The sequence below is a fragment of the Segatella copri genome (assembly GCF_051861805.1).
Lineage (GTDB): Bacteria > Bacteroidota > Bacteroidia > Bacteroidales > Bacteroidaceae > Prevotella > Prevotella copri_M.
The window spans coordinates 2,966,120-2,984,300 of sequence record NZ_CP146520.1 but is presented as its reverse complement, the minus strand read 5'-3'; the positions used below and the strand labels follow the sequence as shown (position 1 = coordinate 2,984,300).

Below are 18,181 nucleotides of genomic sequence, written 5' to 3'. Positions count from 1 at the left end.
TGGGCTAGGAGCTTCTGCCCTTTCAGGGCGTGCTGCTTCTTTCCTTTCAGAACATGTGGGACAAAAATTTAACTCTTTTCCTGAATCTTCTGAAGGTCAGCCTCTTCGCCTACCAGCCAGATGATATCGCCTTTTTTGAATACTCGGGTAGGTAGAACACGGGTCAGGTTCTCCCGGCCCTCTTCCAGTCCTACCACCATACAATTATATTTATCCCTTATTCCGCTTTCTATCAGCGTCTTTCCCAGAAATTCGCTGCCGCCGCTGATGATGAGCTGGCGCAGCTTCATCTCCCTCTTTTCGATATCCGCATCCTCCGGAGCAAGCTCCGAGGTGAGTGCTTGGGCAAACTTGTGATTCTGGTCGTCGTTGCCGATAATCTGAAGCTTGTCGCCAGGGAAAATCACCGTGTCACCGTTCGGAATGTTCAGGCGCTGCGAACCGCGGCGGATGCTGCTCATGTCGATGCCGAAACGTTCACGAAGATGAAGCTCCTTCAGCGATTTACCACACCAGGTGCTATCCTCCGGCACCTCAATCTCACTGATGTGAATATCTCTATCCAGCAGATGACCCGCATAGAGCGGACGCTTCTCGCCGTTCACCTGGGCGGCAATATCGCGCGAACGCAGGTTGTGGATAAAGAGGCGCTCCATCACGATGCTGCGCTTCTTGATGCGGCGCGATGCCACCATCAGCAGTACCACCACGGCTCCGATGCAGACGATGAGCGCATTGGTGAAGCGCGAGAGATAGTTGATGATGTAGAAGATGAACGCCAGGGCGATGATGTATCTCACCACGATGGTGAAGAGCAGCGGGATGCGGTTGATGCTGCTTTCCACCCACAGGCGCTTCCATTCCGGACTGTGATTCTTCTTCATCACGATGGCGCGCAGGAAAGGCGAAATCAGTACCACCGTGAGCAGACCCGTAAGGGCGTTGGCATACCAGTGCAACTGCCAGCCTGGCAGCAGATTGCGCATCAGCGGCAGCACGAAGGTGAACATCATGGCGATGGTTGCCGCCGAAAGGATGGAGTAGGCGATGGTGTTGATGGCCATCTGGCGGATGAGCGATTTCCACTTGCTCTGCTGCTGCGTAGAAGGATGGCTCATCGCAAAATGGTTCAGAATATTGATGAACTTGCAGGGCAGATGCTTCTCCATCAGCTGATAGGAAGGCAGAGCCAGGCGAATCATGTAGGGCGTAAGGAAGGTGGTAATCACGGATACAGCTACCACCACCGGATAGAGGAAGTTGCTGATAACCCCCAGCGACAGGCCCAGCGAAGCGATGATAAACGAGAACTCACCTATCTGAGCCATCGAAAAACCGCAGCGCATCGCCGACTTCAGCGATTCGCCGCCCAGCATGAATCCGAAGGTGCCGAATATAGCCTGTCCCACCAGGATGGTGCCCACCAGGGCGAGGATAGGAACGGCATATTCCACCAATATCTTGGGGTCTACCAGCATACCCACCGACACGAAGAAGATGGCGCCGAAGAGATTCTTCACCGGTTCTACCAGTTTGATAATCTTCTCTGCCTCAATGGTTTCGGCAAGAATGCTGCCCATGACGAAGGCTCCGAAGGCGCTGGAGAACCCCACCTTGGTGGATAATACCGCCATGCCGCAGCAGAGGCCCAGCGAAACGACGAGCAGGGTTTCGCCATTGATGAGCTTCCTCACCGACCGTAGGAAGAGCGGGATGGCGAAGATGCCCACGATGAACCAGAGCACCAGGAAGAAACCAATCCTCAATACCGAGGAAATCATCTGCTCGCCATCCGGATTACTGCCTCCGGCGATGGCGGAAAGCATCACCATCATTACGATGGCAAGGATATCTTCCAGGATGAGCACGCTCATCACCATGGAGGCAAACTTCTGCTGCCTGAGTCCCATATCATCGAACGCCTTATATATAATGGTGGTGGAGCTCATGGCGAGCATACCGCCCAGGAAGATGCAGTCCATCCGGTCCCATCCGAATCCGTGGCCCACGCTGATGCCCAGCATCATCATGCAGAAAACGATGACGATGCAGGCGATGACGGGCGAGGCACCCATCTTCACGATTTTCTTAAAGGAGAAATCCAAGCCCAGCGAGAAGAGGGTGAAGATGACACCGATGTCTGCCCAAGTCTGGATATCCGTCTCGTCCATCACCGATACGGTGTAGGGCATGTGGGGCGACACCAGGAAGCCCGCCACGATGTAACCCAGCACCAGGGGCTGCTTGAGCCGCTTGAAGATGAGGGTAACAACGCCAGCCACCATCAGGATGAGGGCGAGATCTTTTACTAAAAAGGGAATTTCTGCCATTAGTTATAATTTATAGTTTATAATTTTAATTTATAGTTTATAGCGGCTTCGCCGTATAGACAAACTAGCTTAAAGTAGGGGGAAGCTGATAAAAATAATAGTTTATAGTAGATAAGTATCCTGCCTGGCAGCACGGATGCCCTATAAACTATAAACTATTAACTATAAATTAATCATTAAATTCTTCTGTAATTTCCGCAATCTTCACGATGGTATCCACCACCTTCTGCATCACCTGGATGCTCACGAACTCGTGAGGACCATGGAAGTTGACGCCGCCGGCGAAGATGTTTGGACAAGGCAGACCCTTGAAGCTGAGCTGTGCTCCGTCGGTACCGCCACGGATAGGCTCCACGCGAGGTGGGACACCGCTCTCCTGCATTGCACGCAGCACGATATCAATCACGTGCATGTTAGGATCTATCTTCTCCTTCATGTTGTAATACTGGTCCTGGATGGCTACGCTCACTGTGCCCTCGCCGTATTTCTCGTTCATCTTCTTCGCGCAGTCTTCGATGAAGTCCTTGCGGTCTTCAAACTTCTCTCTGTCGTGGTCGCGGATGATATAGCTCAGCTTTGCCTCCTCGCAGCGGCTCTCGATGCCGAGCAGGTGGTAGAAGCCCTGGTAACCTTCGGTATGCTCAGGAGTCTCGGCCTCCGGAATCATGTTCTGGAACTCCACGGCAAGTCGGCTGGCATTCACCATCTTACCCTTGGCATAGCCCGTGTGTACGCTCACGCCCTTGATGAACACCTTGGCGCCCGCAGCGTTGAAGTTCTCGTATTCCAGGTCGCCCAGGTCGCCGCCGTCTACGGTGTACGCCCAGTCGCAGCCAAACTTCTCCACGTCGAAATGATGAGCACCCATACCGATTTCCTCGTCAGGGTTGAAGCCCACGCGGATATCGCCGTGCTTGATTTCCTTGTGGTCGCGCAGGTAGCACATCGCCTGAACGATTTCTGCGATGCCCGCCTTGTCGTCAGCTCCGAGCAGGGTGGTTCCGTCGGTAACGATGATGTCCTCGCCCTTGTGTGCCTTGAGTTCTGGGAATTTCTCAACGCTCGATATGATGCCCGGGCTCAGTTCGATGTCCTCGCCGTCGTAGTTCTTGATGACGCGCGCCTTCACATCCTTTCCGCTGGCATCGGGACTGGTGTCCATGTGAGAGATAAAGCCGATGGTTGGAGTCTTTTTCTTGGTATTTCCTTTCAGGGTGGCGTAGATATAGCCCATGTCGTCCATCTCTACGTCGCTGAGGCCTTCATCCTCAAGCTCCTGCTTCAGGTACTTGGCAAACTCAAGCTGTTTTGCCGTGCTAGGCACACTCTCGGAGTCTTCGCTCGATTGTGTGTCGAATTTTGTATAGTTTATAAAACGTTCTACTAAGTCCATGTTCTTAATTATTATAATAATGTAGTAGTGATCTCGGTGGGACTCAAACCCACGACCTCCAGAACCGGAATCTGCTGCTCTATTCAACTAAGCTACGAGACCATTCTTATACGCTTTTTATTCGCCGGAATAGCCATCCCAGCACATAAATGAAACATATACGAGTGCAAAGTTAGTGATTTAATTTGAAACCGCCAAATATTCTTGCCACTTTTTCTGAAGAAGATGAAGAAAAACTCAAGTTTCGCAAGTGAACTCCACACGCCCTGAAAGGGCAGAAGCTCCTAGCCCAGGGCAGCGCCCTGGGTAATCATGGACGCAAGTTTGTCGCCCTGTTGATTGCTATTATACCCAGGGCGATGCCCTGGGCTAGGAGCTTTTGGGCCTTCAGCCCGTACTTGAACCACTTGCGAAACTTCAATGAAAAAGAGATGAAAAAGAGATGAAAACAGACGGTGAAGGGAGAAAGATGGCGAATAAAGATTGAAAACAGAAGATGAATGGAGAAAATTTGCGAAAAACGATACAAAAATAGCTCAAAAAGATAGAAAAGAAAGAAAAATGCTATCATTTTGAGAAAAAATTCAAGAAAAAGCTTGCAGTTTAATTTTTATTTTGTACCTTTGCACCGTCTTTAAGAAAACAAGTCTCGGAAACGTGACGATAAACTTTAAAAAGACAAGTCTCGGAAACGTGACGGTATAAAACAGTAAAACGAAAACAATAAAAGAATACTAAAAATGAGTAAACTGATAAAACCCGAAGGTTACAAGGCGCTGCTGGATATGCGCCAGACCGAAATGGGTATCAAGATGATAAAGGAGTTCTTCCAGCAGAACCTTGCCACAGAGTTGCGCCTGCGCCGAGTAACAGCCCCTCTTTTCGTGATGAAGGGCTTGGGAATCAATGACGACCTGAATGGTGTGGAGCGCCCTGTAACTTTCCCTATCAAGGATTTGGGTGATGCCAAGGCCGAGGTGGTTCACTCCCTCGCCAAGTGGAAGCGACTCACCCTCGCCGAGTACGAGGTGGAGCCTGGATATGGCGTATATACCGATATGAACGCCATCCGTGCCGACGAGGAGCTGGATAACCTGCACTCGCTCTATGTAGATCAGTGGGACTGGGAGGCTGTGATTACCAAGGAAGACCGCACCATCGCATTCCTTGAGGACATCGTTCGCCGCATCTATGCCGCCATCCTCCGCACCGAGTTCCTCACTTGCGAGCACTATCCTCAGCTCAAGCCATTCTTGCCTAAGGAGATTCATTTCATCCATGCACAGGATTTGCTCGACATGTATCCTGACAAGACTCCGAAGGAGCGTGAGGATGCCATCTGCGAGAAATATGGCGCCGTGTTCGTTGAGGGTATCGGCGGAAAGCTGAGCGACGGAAAGAAGCACGACGGCCGTGCCCCTGACTATGACGACTGGAGCACCGTGGCAGAGAACGGCAAGGTGGGTTTGAATGGTGATATTCTTATCTGGTATCCTGTGCTGGGCAGAAGCTTCGAGCTGAGCTCCATGGGTATCCGTGTGGATAAGGAGAGCCTGCTGCGCCAGCTGAAGCTGGAGGGCAAGGAAGATAGAGAGAAACTCTATTTCCACCAGCAGCTCCTGAATGATAAATTGCCATTGAGCATTGGCGGCGGTATCGGTCAGAGCCGCTTGTGCATGGTGATGCTCCACAAGGCACACATCGGCGAGATTCAGGCTAGTATCTGGCCTGAGGAGATGCGCCAGGAGTGCGAAGAGGCAGGAATGCCTTTAATTTAATTTGAGTCATATCAGCATAATGAGGTTGTATCAGTATAACAGCTTCAATTTATATTGAAGAATCCCGGTTCTCCCAGCGATAGGGAGAACCGGGATTATTGTTTTATTTATTGAAGTTTCGCATGTGGTTCAAGTACGGGCTGAAGGCCCAAAAGCTCCTAGCCCAGGGCATCGCCCTGGGTATAATGGCAATCAGCAAGGCGCCCTGTAAGGGCAAAAGCTTTCAAATACCTAGCAATATACAAAGCTTTTGCCCTTACAGGGCGACAGTGTTGCGTCCATAAACACCCAGGGCGATGCCCTGGGCTAGGAGCTTCTGCCCTTTCAGGGCGTGTGGAGCTTACTTGCGAAACTTGAGTTATTTAGAAATAATTTGTTTAGAAATAATAAGTGCCTCCAAGCATAGCAGCTCTGTTGCCGAAATGCTGCCCTGCTATATCATGATATCTGGCCTCCAGCGTCCAGTGTCTGTTAATCGTCTTGTATACCCCCATTTCAGCATATAGGTTGGCAGGAGTATAGTTTGGCGTGATGGTATGTCTGCGGGTACACCATATCATGTTCGATGCAAGGCGCCAGCCCGAAGGCAGCGAAAGCTGGGGAGCAAGCTTGAAAACTGCAAAGTGGCTGTATTCCTGAGCCTTTCCCTGTGGCTTGATATCCGTTTCAAACACCTCAGCCTTTTCCCAGAAATAGTTGAAGCCAGCCGTCAGTCGCAGAATACCCTTGTGCCAGAAGGCAGTGGTACCAATGCCCAGCGTGTTGTCCCTATCCACGCCCGGCAAATCCTGATGGATGTTCTTCACCGAGGTGCTCACCACCAGATTCGGCTTGCTGTAGGTATATTTCAGCTCCGCCACATAAGCCAGGCGTTCGCTGATATCCGCCGTATATACAGGCTTCCAGGCCCCCTCCATGTCGCCCGCCGTAATGAAATCGCCGAAGTCGGGGTTGAAGATGCGGCGGCAGAAGGTGCCCTGCAGCGTGTTGCCTGGGGTAAACTGGTGGTAGATGCTCAGCGTGTAGCTGTGGTTGTGCGTGGTGTTCTTCCACTTCTCTTCCGTCTTTAGCTGCTTGGGATGGAAGTGGATGGTGCGATAGCGGTCGCCCACCATGAATCCCCATTTGCCGATGTGATAGTCTATCTGAGCGTAGAGATCCTGATAGTTGGAATGGTTGGTATAACCCTTCACGCAATTCTTCTCTATGGAAAGTCCGCCCTCGAAACCGGCTGTAATCCAGAGATTCTGCGAGAATACAGGCGTGGCATATTCCACCACCATGAAGGGATAGGTGGAATGATTGCGGTAGGGAGATGCACTGCTTCCCCCCTGGTCGCTGATATTCTCGGCACCCAGAGTAAAGAGGATGCTCGACCCGTTTTCGCCCAGGGTTCGGGTATAATCCGCCTGGAGATGGTAGGCACGCACGAAATCGGCTGCATCGCCCGAGAAATGATTGCGGGTATAGGTCTGCATCGCATCCACCTCCAGCACATCCTTCTCCGTAGGAGTCCAGAGGATATTCAGCTTGGCACCCTCGTGCGAATAATGGTTGATGGAAGTGCTGCCGTTATCGCCCGGATAAGCCCCCTGGGGATGAAAAGAAGACCGCTGCATGCTGCCCTCCACGTGGCTCAGGATGCGCAGCTTCTGCTGCTGGCTCAGCACGCTCACGATGCCCTTGCCTCCGCCGTAGGTATCGCCGAAGAATCCCACTCTTCCGCTCACGCCATTCTCGCTCTTTCTCAGCGTGATATCAATCACTTTTTTCAGACTGCTGCAGCCCTTCATCACTTCAGCGTTCTGGCAAACCTTGATGGTTTCTATTTCTCTTGCCTTGAAATGATGGAGCAGGGTAGCGTAATCCAGTCCGTATTCCTGATTGTCGATACGGATTACGAATTTTCCATATAGATTGGCAAAGGGGTCGCCGCCGATGATATTATTGCCATCCAGGGTCATCACCTCGGGGCACATCATCAGCACGTCGAGCAGCGATTCCTCGCCCGTGAGTTCCAGTTCCGGAACATGAATCATATATCGGTCGCCGATATGTTCTATCGGTGCTGCCGCCAGTTGCTGGTTGGCACCTCCGAGTGCCAAGGCTAGTAGTAACAGGCGGCTGGTTTTCATTATGTTTTTTCTCTTCATTTTATTCTTTTCTTCTTGATTGTTTATTCCTATCTTCTTTTCCTAGCTGAAAAGCTGCGTTATCAGGGGGATGGTGATGATGCTTCCCAGGGTAGTGATAAAAGTCATTTCCGTAATCAGCGACGGGTTCCTGCCGTATTTCAGGCAGAACATCGTGCCGAAGCTTGCCACAGGCATCGCTATCACCACCGTGTTGATATTGTTCACCACGTCGCTCACGCCGCACACCTTGAAGAAGAAGTAAAGGCTCAGCGGAACCACCACGAGGCGGAGTACAGAAGCCACGTAAACCTTCGGACTTCCGATAATCTCCCTCACGGGCAGCTTCGCCATACTACTTCCGATAATCATCAGCGCAGCAGGCACCGTCACGTTGCCCACCATCGTAATAGGACGGGCGATGACATCGGGCGTATGAACCCCCAGCGCCACCAGCAGAGCCGCCACGGCTGCCGCTATCAGCGCCGGACTCAGCAACACCTTGGGGTTAAACTGCTTCACGCTATACTCGCCCTTGATGAGCATCACGCCAGCCGTGAAGATGAAAAACGTGTTAGGCATGTTGAGCAGGGCAGCATAGAATATCGCCTTCGGACCGAAGATGCTCGAAACTATCGGGTATCCGATGAACCCCACGTTGGCAAACATCAGGGCGAAACCTATCATTCCCTGGTCATCATGGTTCTTGCTGATGAGGCGGGGCACCCCGAAACCGAACACCAGCAGCAGGATATAGGTTAGGAAACCTATGCCCAGAAGCGGGAGGATGAGCGTGCGGTCGGGCAGTTCTTCTCCCATCACCGACGAGAGCACCAGCAGGGGGCAGGTGATATCTACCACGATGCTGGAAAGCTTCTTGTCAAACTTGTCGCCCATATAGCCCAGCTTGCAGGCGACGTAACCCAAAATCACGATGATGAATAACACCACCATCACCTCTAAATTTTCCATCTATCCTGAAATCCTTACAATCTCCATCTATCTTAATCAATGAATCTCCTGGTGATATCGCCGTAGTTTTCGATGCGGCGGTCGCGCAGGAATGGCCACCAGCGGCGCACATCCTCGCTGTGTTTCAGGTCGATATCCACCACCAGGCTCTCTTCCTCCTTGTCGCTCGCACGATAGTGGAGCTCGCCCTGAGGACCTGCCACGAAACTGCTGCCCCAGAACTGGATGCCCTCGGTCTGACCGCTAGGGTCCGGCTCGAAACCAACCCTGTTCACCGCCACCACAGGCAAACCGTTAGCCACGGCATGACCACGCATCACCGTGGTCCACGCCTCACGCTGGCGCTGCTGCTCCTCCTCGGTGTCGTATGTGGCATAGCCGATGGCAGTAGGGTAGATGAGGATATCCGCACCCTGCAGCGCCATCAGGCGGGCAGCCTCGGGATACCACTGGTCCCAGCAAACCAGCACGCCCAGCTTGCCCACCGAAGTCTGGATAGGGTTGAAGCCCAGGTCGCCAGGGGTGAAGTAGAATTTCTCGTAGTAGGCAGGATCGTCCGGAATATGCATCTTGCGGTATTTTCCGGCGATGGTTCCATCCTTCTCTATCACCACCGCCGTGTTGTGATAGAGGCCCGGAGCACGGCGCTCGAAGAGCGATGTAACGATTACCACGCCCAGATCCTTCGCCAGTTTGCCGTAGAATTCGGTAGATGGACCCGGGATGGGTTCGGCTAGATTGAAGTTCTCCACATCCTCTACCTGGCAGAAGTAGAGCGAGTTGTGGAGTTCCTGCAATACGATGAGTTCAGCGCCACGCTTAGCCAGGTCGATGATGCCCTCGGCGAGGCGCGTCTTGTTATCGGCGATGTCCGCCGTGATGTGTAGTTGTAATAATCCTAATTTCATGAAATTTTGTTTTTTTAAATCTTATCTGACTCAAGTTTCGCAAGTGAGCTCCACACGCCCTGAAAGGGCAGAAGCTCCTAGCCCAGGGCAGCGCCCTGGGTAATCATGGACGCAAGTTTGTCGCCCTGTAAGGGCAAAAGCTTCAAAAGAATCAGGCAATTTACAAAGCTTTTGCCCTTACAGGGCGCCTTGTTGATTGCTATTATACCCAGGGCGCTGCCCTGGGCTAGGAGCTTTTGGGCCTTCAGCCCGTACTTGAACCACTTGCGAAACTTCAATTATTTGATAGCCCCCGCAGGCAGCTGCATGGTGAGACAGTGGATGCTGCCGTGCTGGCGGATGATGGTGAGCGAATCCACGCCTATCACCTCTCTGTCCGGGAAGGCAAGCTGAATCTGGCGCTTCGCCTCCTCGTCCTTCTCCGGCTGGTTATACGTAGGGTAAATCACCGCACCGTTCAGAATCAGGAAGTTGGCGTAGGTGGCAGGCAGCCGGTCGCCCTTGCTGCCCTTCTCCGTAGTCAGCCGGTCGCCCTCGTCGTAGATGGCATCCGGCATCGGCAGCTTCAGCAGGCGGTAAGGATATCCCTCGTAGTTGAACAGCTTCTTCAGCTGCTTCTCCAGTGCCTGGAAATCCTCATACTGCTCATCCTCAGGGTCGTCGCAGCCCACATATAATAAGGTGTCGTGCGGAGCCACCCTCACGATGGTGTCGATATGCCCGTCGGTATCATCGCCCACCAGGTTGCCATGGTCCAGCCATACCACCTGCTTGGCGAAGAAGAACGTCTTGAGCAGACTGTCGATGTTCGCCCTGGTGAAAGGCTGGTTTCTGTGGGGTGCCAGCAGGCATTGCGAGGTGGTGAAGATGGTACCCTTTCCGTCGCTCTCGATGCTTCCGCCCTCGAGTACGAATCCCTGGTGGTTCTCCATCGCCGCATCAAAGGCACCCTGATAGTAGAGCTGCAGGTTGATGGCGTTGTCCTTCTGCCAGGCGAATTTCTCGCCCCATCCGTTAAACTTGAAGTCGAGCAGATGGATAGGGATGATATGCGAGTTGCGCCTGCCTCTCGATACCATGCTGATAGGACCGTGGTCGCGCGCCCATGTATCATTGGTGTCCATCTCGTAGAGGTGTATGCGGTTCATCTGGCCCTCCGAGAGGCGTTCGGCGAGCATTCTGCGGGTACTCTCCACAATGGGTGTAACCACAAGCAGCTGCTCGTAGCGGGTGATGATGTCGGCAAGTTCCAGATAAGTGTTAGTTATCTGCCTGAGATAGGGTTTCCAGTCTGTACCACCATGTGGCCAGGTCAGCATAATGGCGCTCTGAGGCTCCCATTCTGCCGGAAGTGCGAAATCGCAAGGTAATGCTGATTGATACATAAGCTTTCAATTTTTATTATTTATTATATAGCCAGCCCTTGTGTGGGTTGCATAGTTTAGTCCGTTCTTTCTCCCTTCTGGAAGAAGAGTTAGCGAATTATAGGTGCAAAAATAATAAAAAAAACGGCAACTTCCATAATTTTTTGAAATTTTTTAGTGAAACTCTTGCTAATTTCATGAGAAATGCTTAACTTTGCAGCCTAAATTTAAGAATAAGACATATTAGGAGCGTGAAAATAAAACAAGTAGTTGATGCCCTTGAACATTACGCGCCTCTGCCCTTGCAGGAAGGATATGATAATGCCGGCCTGCAAGTTGGATTGACAGAGGCGGTAGAAATGTCAGGGGCATTGTTGTGTCTTGACGTCACCGAGGCGGTGGTGGATGAGGCCCTCCGGAAGGGCTGCAATCTCATCGTGAGCCACCATCCGCTGATATTCCGCAAGCTGCAGAGAATCTCGGACGAGAACTACGTGCAGCGCACGGTGGTGAAGGCCATCAAGAATGATATAACGATAGTTTCCATGCACACCAACATGGATGCTGCCCAGGGCGGCGTGAACTTCAAGATAGCCGAGAAGTTGGGATTGAAGAACCTCCAATTTTTCGGCGGCGAGAAGGAAGTGGATGGTGTGAAGGGTGGAAACGGTGTGATGGGAGAAATCTCAGACCGGGATATCCTGGAGGCTGCCCGGGCAGGCAGGCTTTCGGAAGAGGTGAAGGAGCATTTTGCCGAGGGCATTGCTGCCGACGACCTGGTGCTGCTCTTGCGCCAGCGTTTCGGTGTGGAGTGCGTGCAGTGCAACCAGCTCTTGCGCCGTCCTATCCGCAAGGTGGCGCTCTGTGGCGGTTCGGGTTCGTTCCTGTTGGGCGATGCGATAGCAGCCGGGGCGGATGCCTTCATCACGGGCGAGATGAGCTATCATGAGTATTTCGGGCACGATCAGGAGATTCAGATCTGCGTCATCGGCCACTATCAGAGTGAGCAGTTTACCAGCGAAATCTTCCGTAGCATCATCCTCGAGAATTTCCCCGATGCCAAATGCTGCATCTCGGAAATCAACACCAATCCTATCATCTATTTATAGGATGGGATGTTAGTCTATTTATAGTCTGGGATGTTAGTCTATTTATAGTCTGGATTTGGCTGCCCCTATTTAGGCTAGATTTGTCTGCCCCAGCACGCCCTGAAAGGGCAGAAGCTCCTAGCCCAGGGCATCGCCCTGGGTGTAAACGCAATCAGCAATACGCCCTGTAAGGGCAAAAGCTTTCAAAGCATTAAAGAAGAATAAATAAAGGTTTAAAGATAAAATCAAGAAATTATGGCAAAGAAAGATCCTACAGATTTGACGGTAGAAGAGAAGTTGAAGACTCTCTACCAGCTTCAGGTAACCTTGTCAGGCATTGACGAGAATCGTGAGTTGAGAGGTGAGCTTCCTCTCGAGGTTCAGGACCTGGAAGACGACATTGCAGGTCTCACCACCCGCATCGAGAACATCCAGCGCGAGATTGAGCAGTTCGACCACGCAGTGGCTCAGAAGCAGGCAGAGATTGCTGATGCCCAGGCTAGCCTGGAGCGCTATCACAGCCAGCTGGAGACCGTGAGCAACAACCGTGAGTACGACACTCTGAGCAAGGAGATCGAGTTCCAGGAGCTGGAAATCGAGCTTTGCAACAAGAAGATTCGCGAGGGCTTGGCAAAGATGCGTGAGCGTGAGTACGACCTTCACAAGGCTGAGGAGCAGAAGGCCGACCGTGAGCACGGATTGGTTGAGAAGCGTTCTGAGCTTGAGGACATCATGGCAGAGACCCGCGAAGAGGAGGAGCGTCTTACAGAGAAGGCTCTTGAGCTTGAGAAGAAGATTGAGCCACGTCTGCTCGCCAGCTTCAAGCGCATCCGCAAGGGTGCCCGCAACGGACTGGGCATCGTATACGTGCAGCGTGATGCCTGTGGTGGTTGCTTCAACAAGATTCCACCTCAGCGCCAGTTGGATATCAAGATGCACAAGAAGATTATCCCTTGTGAGTATTGTGGCCGTATCCTCATCGACCCAGAGTTGGCAGGTGTAAAGATTGAGACTCCAGCCGCAGATGAGAAGCCAAAGCGCAAGCGCGTATCTCGCCGCAAGAAGGCAGAGGATGGAGAATAATATTCTGGATAAGAAGATAAATATATAAAAAAGAGGGTGTGTCATAAGCCACATCCCATACGCCCTGAAAGGGCAAAAGCTCCTAGCCCAGGGCAGCGCCCTGGGTTTTAGAATAAATACAACAAAGCCGCCCTGAAAGGGCAAAAGCTTTCTATTTCAAAGCTTTTGCCCTTTCAGGGCGACTTTGTTTTTTGCCAACATTACCCAGGGCGCTGCCCTGGGCTAGGAGCTTTTGGGCTTTCAGCCCGTCCTCGGCTGCCATTATTTAGACTTATGACACACCCTCTCTTTTTTCGTTTTTCTACAACTTTTTTAACTCATGCAGCTCGTGACTCCGAGCGAAGTGGCTACGGCAGTCAGAATAGAGATTAAAATCTGAATAACAGTCTTCCATGTTTCCTTCTTCATAGGCAGTTTTTTTTAGTGATTAGTGATTAGTGATTAGTGATGAATGATTAGTGGTAAATGATTATTTTTAGCGATGTGATAGGATAGAAGAGTAGCCCCCGAAGGGGCTAACTCTACAGAGTGATGTGCTCGTTATCGCCATTGCTTCCGGTTCCGTCACCGGTTCCGCCACCCTGACTGGTGTTGCCACCAGAGCCTTCACTGCCCGTTCCGCCTGAGGTTCCGCCGCCTTCCTGGGTGTTGCCGCTTCCGCCTCCGTTGGTTCCGCCTCCGTCGGTTCCGCCGCCAGGAGTATTCTCGGCCCCGCCGTCCTCTTCGCCGCCACGGGCGTCGTAGGCAGTAATCTTGCAGAGCTTCTTCAATTCCGAATTACTCCAGTTCTTGGTATTTTTCACCAGAAGATGGATATCCTGCACACTTGCCGAAGTAACCTTGTCTCTGCTCACCTCACCACGCGAACTCATGCCGATGGAGAAGAGGCCCAGGTCGCCCAGACGCACGCTCTTGCCGTCGAGGATAAGCTCCTTCAGGCAGTCGAGCATATCCATCATCACGCCGTGCACAGTGCCGCGGCTGTAAGGCGAGTTGTGGGATGAAATGTGATCCACGAACTCCTCGAAGTTCATCTCTCTGTCGGTAACCACGGTAGCATACCAGAGCTCCTTACCAGCGTTCTCACCCGTCTGAGGGGTACGCTTTACTTTACGATACTTAATGTTTCCTTGTCCCATACTTTTTAGTGATTAATGATTATTGTTCTCTTTGTCATCAGCAGCCTTTCTTCTGAATGACGGTGCAAAGATACGGCTTTTTTCTGATACCACCAAATTTCGGGTGGCGATAAGGACCGATTTTCAGCAGTCCCTGATTCCGAAATCCGTTAATAAAGCTAACTCATATTTTAGCAGCGGGAGAACCATAGTTTTTTTTGACGCAAAATATAGTTTGTCCCAGAAGAAGATATCTCTCTCATACTATTTCCCCCGATTCCTGTAACCCCCGCAATTTCTTTCGAAATCTTACGGTTCTTACAGTTCTTACAGTTCTGACAGTTCAAAACGGACCCCCTATGAAAAGTGCAGTTGAAAACTAATATATATAAATATATATATATTAAAATATATTAATTACTATTTCCTTTCTTCCCGTTATCCATATACCCCCTAGTTTTGAACTGTCAGAACTGTAAGAACTGTCAGAACCGTAAGAACCGTAAGGGGCATGGATTTCTGCAAAATCATGGGCAACAGTCCATTCTCACAAAGAAGGAGTTTTGTTATTTTCTTTACAAAAAACAAAGACGGATTATCGGCTTATGCCTGGAGTCCAAGTTCTCCGCATCACCGTATATGCCCCTGCCCAGGCGTTCCGCCGGAATTAGTTTTGCAGTCCTGCCGTCCGGGGGGAAACTATTGCACCCACCATTTTTTGAAACTTTTCTCCCGATTTTCTTGCAGGTTTCAAAATAAAAGCGTAATTTTGCGGTAGTATTTAAAAATAGAACCGTATCATTTTAAAACAGAAAGGTTATGAAGTACTTAGACCCTAAGGCATACCTTACGTTCAAGAAAATATTCGGCAATCATCCTAAAAGACTGATCAGCCTCCTGAACGCCCTTCTGCCACTCAGCGAAGAAGAGCAGATACACGAGATAGAGTATCTGCCAACGGAACTTGTGCCCGAACTGGAAGGCCACAAGAATACGATAGTAGATGTGCTCTGCACTGATGCCAGAGAAAGGAAATTTTGCGTAGAGATGCAGATGGAGTGGTCTAACGTTTTCAAACAGCGTGTACTGTTCAATGCCTCCAAGCTCTACGTGAGTCAGGCGATGAAGCGCGAGAAATACAGCGATCTGCAACCGGTATATTCCCTGAATCTTGTGAATGACATCTTCGAGCGTGATACTCCTGAATTCATCCACAACTATCGCATCGTGCACGACAAGGATAGCAACAAGGTAATCGAAGGTCTGCATTTCACCTTCATAGAGCTTCCTAAGTTCACTCCTCATTCCATCTCCGACAAGCGCATGATGGTATTGTGGCTCCGTTTCCTGACGGAAATCAATGCCAATACGCAGGAGATTCCTTCCGATCTGCTTCGTGACCCGGAGATAGGAAAAGCCGTAGAGGAGTTGAAAATCTCCGGCTTTACAGATGCCGAACTCAGAGCCTACGACAAATTCTGGGATTCTGTAAGGGTAGAGAAGACCCTTCAGTACGATAGCTATCAGCAAGGCATGGAAAAAGGCATGGAAAAAGGCATGGAAAAGGGCATGGAAAAAGGCATAAAGCAAGGCATGGAAAAGGGCATGGCAAAAGGCGAAGAAGTAGGCAAAAGCCAAAGAAGTATTGAGATTGCTAAGAATATGCTGTCAAAAGGCATGGATGCAGCAACGGTAATGGAGATAACGGGGTTGACGGAGAGCCAGATGCAGCAGTTGATGTAATTTCTATTGCCCCACACGCCCTGAAGGGGCAGAAGCTCGTAGCCCAGGGCATCGCCCTGGGTATCATCGCATTTCGCCCTGCGCCCTGAAGGGGCAAAAGCTTTATAAAGCACCTTGTTTTGCTCATTTCCTTGATAAAATTTCTGATGCCATGAAGCCCCACCATATTTTTTCGAATCTTTTCTAAGAAAACTCTTGCCAGTCTCAAATAAAAAACGTACCTTTGCTCTCAATATAAAATAGTTGATATGATGGCAAATTTAGAAAAATATATGGATCTGCAGGCTGATTTTTACCACTATATGGTGGAGTTTGGCGGAATAGCAAAGAAAACCAGTTGCGATTATGTAACAAGAATGAAGTTCTTGGCACATGACTATGCTTTAGACGAAACATTGACACAAGAAAAGATTGACGAAATTTTGCGTCAGGAAGATCTGAAGCGTCAGGAAAGAACTGTCTATACCAGTAAGAAAAGTTTATCTGATTTTAGGGCAGGTTTGAATAAATTTCTAGCATTTGTCAATTCTGATTATCATAAACGGATGGAAGATTCTATCTTGACAGAAATAAAAGCTGTAGAAAACGACAATAATATCAAGGCTACTGAAAAAGATTCCATCGTAAAGTCAAGGATAGGACAAGGAATATTCAGAAATGAATTGATAGCATATTGGCATGGTTGTGCTATCAGTCAGTGTCCTTTTACTTGGATGCTCATCGCTTCCCACATAAAGCCTTGGAGAGATGCTGACAACCAGGAACGGCTGGATACTTACAACGGCTTGCTCCTGCTGCCGAATTATGACAAGTTGTTTGACCTTGGGTATATTTCTTTCACCCAGACGGGAAAAATTATGTATTCCCGTTTGTTGGACAAGTTTGACAGAGAAGCCATAGGACTTACCAGCGATTTACATTTAGTAAAGTTGGAAAATCAGCATTTGAAATATCTCAAATATCACAATGAGAATTGCTTCTTATTATAAGGTTCCCATAGCTCAACCTGGAGCTATGGGAGAAAGCAATTGCAGCAAGGTGAGGTCAACCATGTCAACATCCCCTCTAATCCTATCTATGATACGCTTGTCATGTTCTGAAAACTCCTCAGATCTTTCTAACGCATTATTCAGAATCTGCTCTGCCTGTCGCAACTGGTTGCAAAACCATTTGATGTCATTTGATACTTTATTCATATTTCTATTCGTTTGGTTTGATGGCGCGAAGGTATGAAAGAAAAAGCTAACACGGAAACTTTTTGATTTTTCTTATGTTTTTCGCGCATTTATAAACATTCGGAGAATCTGTCATCCTGAATAATTACACTAAAAAAATGAAAGATTCTTCAACCTGTCAAACTTGGGTTAATTGGAATTGGCAGGAGTGTTACGTAAAGAATTCGCAACGCTCCTTTGCCTTTGAGATAGGCTTCCTTTGCGTTGCTACCCCGATGTCACCCAAGATGTCACCCTGAAACTCTTGACAAGAAGCGATTTTTTTTATATCTTTGCAACCGTACTTCAAAGTGGAGTATCCTTGTCTTGCAGTGTGTGAACGCTAGCCGGTCAAGGTAAGCGCTTACTCATTGAGCAGATAACGGGAGAAACATTGCTTATTCAAGGTAATCGTGGGATTAAACTTGATAAGAAGTATGTTGGAAGATAGACTTATTCAGGTGGAAAATGGCATCAGACAGTGTAGGATGATGCTGGATGACCTTGAAAAAGAGGTCGTGGTTTTGAAAATGGCATGCCGGCAGCAGCAGTGTGGCGACAGTGAAGCTAACTTGCTGAGTCTCGTTGGGGACCCGGATAAGGTGCGCATTATCCAGAAGGCGATGGAAAAAGGCCTGCTGGCGATGACTCCGTCGGGACATCTGCACGGATTGATGAGAAGCAAGACTTTGCTGGCTTATTTCATCGGCAGATTATGGTCGGGGGATGAAGTGAAGAATGATGCCGTAACCCATGAGCCGATATGGGTGCTGCGTTCTTCTTTCCCCACGAAGCTGGTGGAGGACCTTTTCGAGGAGAAAGGCTTGCGCGACCTGCGAAAGCAGCGCCGCAACATGCCTCTTCCGCAAGGTCATGAGTTGATTGACTCCCTGTTCTGAAAGAATATTCCTGCGGTGGGATAATGTTTGGGATAAAGTGGGATATATGCCCTGGAAAATTCGCCGTATCTTTGCCCCGCAATCAGTTGATAAAGCTGGTTGCGGGGCTTTTCTGTATCCGGAAACCTGGTACCACTTCTGGCGTATGGAATTTGGCGA

Annotated in this window: 15 protein-coding genes and 1 tRNA gene; 6 read left to right on the top strand and 10 right to left on the bottom strand. The window is 49.9% G+C overall.

The window, feature by feature from the left end; translation table 11 throughout:
- Positions 1 to 68 precede the first annotated feature (68 nt).
- The 3 genes from V8Z93_RS11850 to V8Z93_RS11840 all read right to left on the bottom strand — a co-directional run bounded on the left by V8Z93_RS11850 (position 69) and on the right by V8Z93_RS11840 (position 3,825).
- Positions 69 to 2,330 (bottom strand): cation:proton antiporter domain-containing protein, encoded by a 2,262-nt coding sequence (locus tag V8Z93_RS11850; protein ID WP_439431606.1) that lies wholly within the window; start codon positions 2,328 to 2,330, stop codon positions 69 to 71.
- Between the two features lie 169 nt (positions 2,331 to 2,499).
- Entirely contained in the window at positions 2,500 to 3,723 is a 1,224-nt protein-coding gene (gene pepT, locus V8Z93_RS11845; protein WP_203051144.1) for a peptidase T, read from the bottom strand.
- Positions 3,724 to 3,751: 28 nt separating this feature from the next.
- Positions 3,752 to 3,825 (bottom strand) — tRNA-Arg (locus V8Z93_RS11840).
- Between the two features lie 638 nt (positions 3,826 to 4,463).
- Between V8Z93_RS11840 and asnA the strand changes: the two genes are divergently transcribed.
- Positions 4,464 to 5,501, top strand: coding sequence for an aspartate--ammonia ligase (asnA, locus tag V8Z93_RS11835; protein WP_203039926.1), 1,038 nt, complete (start codon positions 4,464 to 4,466; stop codon positions 5,499 to 5,501).
- A gap of 377 nt (positions 5,502 to 5,878) precedes the next feature.
- On the opposite strand, the gene V8Z93_RS11830 is transcribed toward asnA, so the two are convergent.
- The 4 genes from V8Z93_RS11830 to V8Z93_RS11815 all read right to left on the bottom strand — a co-directional run bounded on the left by V8Z93_RS11830 (position 5,879) and on the right by V8Z93_RS11815 (position 10,898).
- On the bottom strand, positions 5,879 to 7,654 hold the full coding sequence (locus V8Z93_RS11830) for a hypothetical protein (RefSeq protein WP_439431605.1): 1,776 nt from the start codon (positions 7,652 to 7,654) through the stop codon (positions 5,879 to 5,881).
- A gap of 42 nt (positions 7,655 to 7,696) precedes the next feature.
- Entirely contained in the window at positions 7,697 to 8,605 is a 909-nt protein-coding gene (locus V8Z93_RS11825; protein ID WP_203051142.1) for an AEC family transporter, read from the bottom strand.
- Between the two features lie 32 nt (positions 8,606 to 8,637).
- Positions 8,638 to 9,513: a carbon-nitrogen hydrolase gene (locus V8Z93_RS11820; RefSeq protein ID WP_203039921.1), complete on the bottom strand. Its 876-nt coding sequence runs from the start codon at positions 9,511 to 9,513 to the stop codon at positions 8,638 to 8,640.
- Between the two features lie 278 nt (positions 9,514 to 9,791).
- On the bottom strand, positions 9,792 to 10,898 hold the full coding sequence (locus V8Z93_RS11815; RefSeq protein WP_439431604.1) for an agmatine deiminase family protein: 1,107 nt from the start codon (positions 10,896 to 10,898) through the stop codon (positions 9,792 to 9,794).
- A 230-nt stretch (positions 10,899 to 11,128) separates the two neighbouring features.
- On the opposite strand from V8Z93_RS11815, the gene V8Z93_RS11810 reads away from it, so the two are divergent.
- A complete protein-coding gene (locus V8Z93_RS11810; RefSeq protein WP_439431603.1) occupies positions 11,129 to 11,986 on the top strand; it encodes a Nif3-like dinuclear metal center hexameric protein in 858 nt (285 codons plus the stop codon).
- Between the two features lie 234 nt (positions 11,987 to 12,220).
- Complete coding sequence (locus tag V8Z93_RS11805; protein ID WP_217765269.1) at positions 12,221 to 13,048, top strand: zinc ribbon domain-containing protein; 828 nt, start codon at positions 12,221 to 12,223, stop codon at positions 13,046 to 13,048.
- Positions 13,049 to 13,360: 312 nt separating this feature from the next.
- On the opposite strand, the gene V8Z93_RS11800 is transcribed toward V8Z93_RS11805, so the two are convergent.
- On the bottom strand, positions 13,361 to 13,456 hold the full coding sequence (locus tag V8Z93_RS11800; RefSeq protein WP_203041174.1) for a smalltalk protein: 96 nt from the start codon (positions 13,454 to 13,456) through the stop codon (positions 13,361 to 13,363).
- 113 nt (positions 13,457 to 13,569) lie between these two features.
- Complete coding sequence (locus V8Z93_RS11795; protein ID WP_217765439.1) at positions 13,570 to 14,187, bottom strand: DNA-binding protein; 618 nt, start codon at positions 14,185 to 14,187, stop codon at positions 13,570 to 13,572.
- A gap of 798 nt (positions 14,188 to 14,985) precedes the next feature.
- Here V8Z93_RS11795 and V8Z93_RS11790 point away from each other — a divergent pair.
- Both V8Z93_RS11790 and V8Z93_RS11785 read left to right on the top strand, forming a co-directional pair.
- A complete protein-coding gene (locus V8Z93_RS11790; RefSeq protein WP_439431602.1) occupies positions 14,986 to 15,909 on the top strand; it encodes an Rpn family recombination-promoting nuclease/putative transposase in 924 nt (307 codons plus the stop codon).
- Between the two features lie 248 nt (positions 15,910 to 16,157).
- Positions 16,158 to 16,898: an HNH endonuclease gene (locus V8Z93_RS11785; protein ID WP_439431601.1), complete on the top strand. Its 741-nt coding sequence runs from the start codon at positions 16,158 to 16,160 to the stop codon at positions 16,896 to 16,898.
- Positions 16,899 to 16,910: 12 nt separating this feature from the next.
- Here the strand turns inward: V8Z93_RS11785 and V8Z93_RS11780 are convergent, their stop codons facing one another.
- Positions 16,911 to 17,105 (bottom strand): hypothetical protein, encoded by a 195-nt coding sequence (locus V8Z93_RS11780; protein ID WP_439431600.1) that lies wholly within the window; start codon positions 17,103 to 17,105, stop codon positions 16,911 to 16,913.
- Positions 17,106 to 17,560: 455 nt separating this feature from the next.
- Here V8Z93_RS11780 and V8Z93_RS11775 point away from each other — a divergent pair, with 455 nt between their 5' ends.
- Complete coding sequence (locus tag V8Z93_RS11775; protein ID WP_439431599.1) at positions 17,561 to 18,022, top strand: hypothetical protein; 462 nt, start codon at positions 17,561 to 17,563, stop codon at positions 18,020 to 18,022.
- Positions 18,023 to 18,181: the final 159 nt, after the last annotated feature.

Coding starts and splice junctions, on each gene's coding strand:
- V8Z93_RS11795 (WP_217765439.1), bottom strand. CDS start 14,187: ATGGGACAAGGAAACATTAAGTATCGTAAAGTAAAGCGTACCCCTCAG.
- pepT (WP_203051144.1), bottom strand. CDS start 3,723: ATGGACTTAGTAGAACGTTTTATAAACTATACAAAATTCGACACACAA.
- V8Z93_RS11805 (WP_217765269.1), top strand. CDS start 12,221: ATGGCAAAGAAAGATCCTACAGATTTGACGGTAGAAGAGAAGTTGAAG.
- V8Z93_RS11800 (WP_203041174.1), bottom strand. CDS start 13,456: ATGAAGAAGGAAACATGGAAGACTGTTATTCAGATTTTAATCTCTATT.
- asnA (WP_203039926.1), top strand. CDS start 4,464: ATGAGTAAACTGATAAAACCCGAAGGTTACAAGGCGCTGCTGGATATG.
- V8Z93_RS11785 (WP_439431601.1), top strand. CDS start 16,158: ATGATGGCAAATTTAGAAAAATATATGGATCTGCAGGCTGATTTTTAC.
- V8Z93_RS11780 (WP_439431600.1), bottom strand. CDS start 17,105: ATGAATAAAGTATCAAATGACATCAAATGGTTTTGCAACCAGTTGCGA.
- V8Z93_RS11850 (WP_439431606.1), bottom strand. CDS start 2,330: ATGGCAGAAATTCCCTTTTTAGTAAAAGATCTCGCCCTCATCCTGATG.
- V8Z93_RS11825 (WP_203051142.1), bottom strand. CDS start 8,605: ATGGAAAATTTAGAGGTGATGGTGGTGTTATTCATCATCGTGATTTTG.
- V8Z93_RS11815 (WP_439431604.1), bottom strand. CDS start 10,898: ATGTATCAATCAGCATTACCTTGCGATTTCGCACTTCCGGCAGAATGG.
- V8Z93_RS11830 (WP_439431605.1), bottom strand. CDS start 7,654: ATGAAGAGAAAAAACATAATGAAAACCAGCCGCCTGTTACTACTAGCC.
- V8Z93_RS11820 (WP_203039921.1), bottom strand. CDS start 9,513: ATGAAATTAGGATTATTACAACTACACATCACGGCGGACATCGCCGAT.
- V8Z93_RS11775 (WP_439431599.1), top strand. CDS start 17,561: ATGTTGGAAGATAGACTTATTCAGGTGGAAAATGGCATCAGACAGTGT.
- V8Z93_RS11790 (WP_439431602.1), top strand. CDS start 14,986: ATGAAGTACTTAGACCCTAAGGCATACCTTACGTTCAAGAAAATATTC.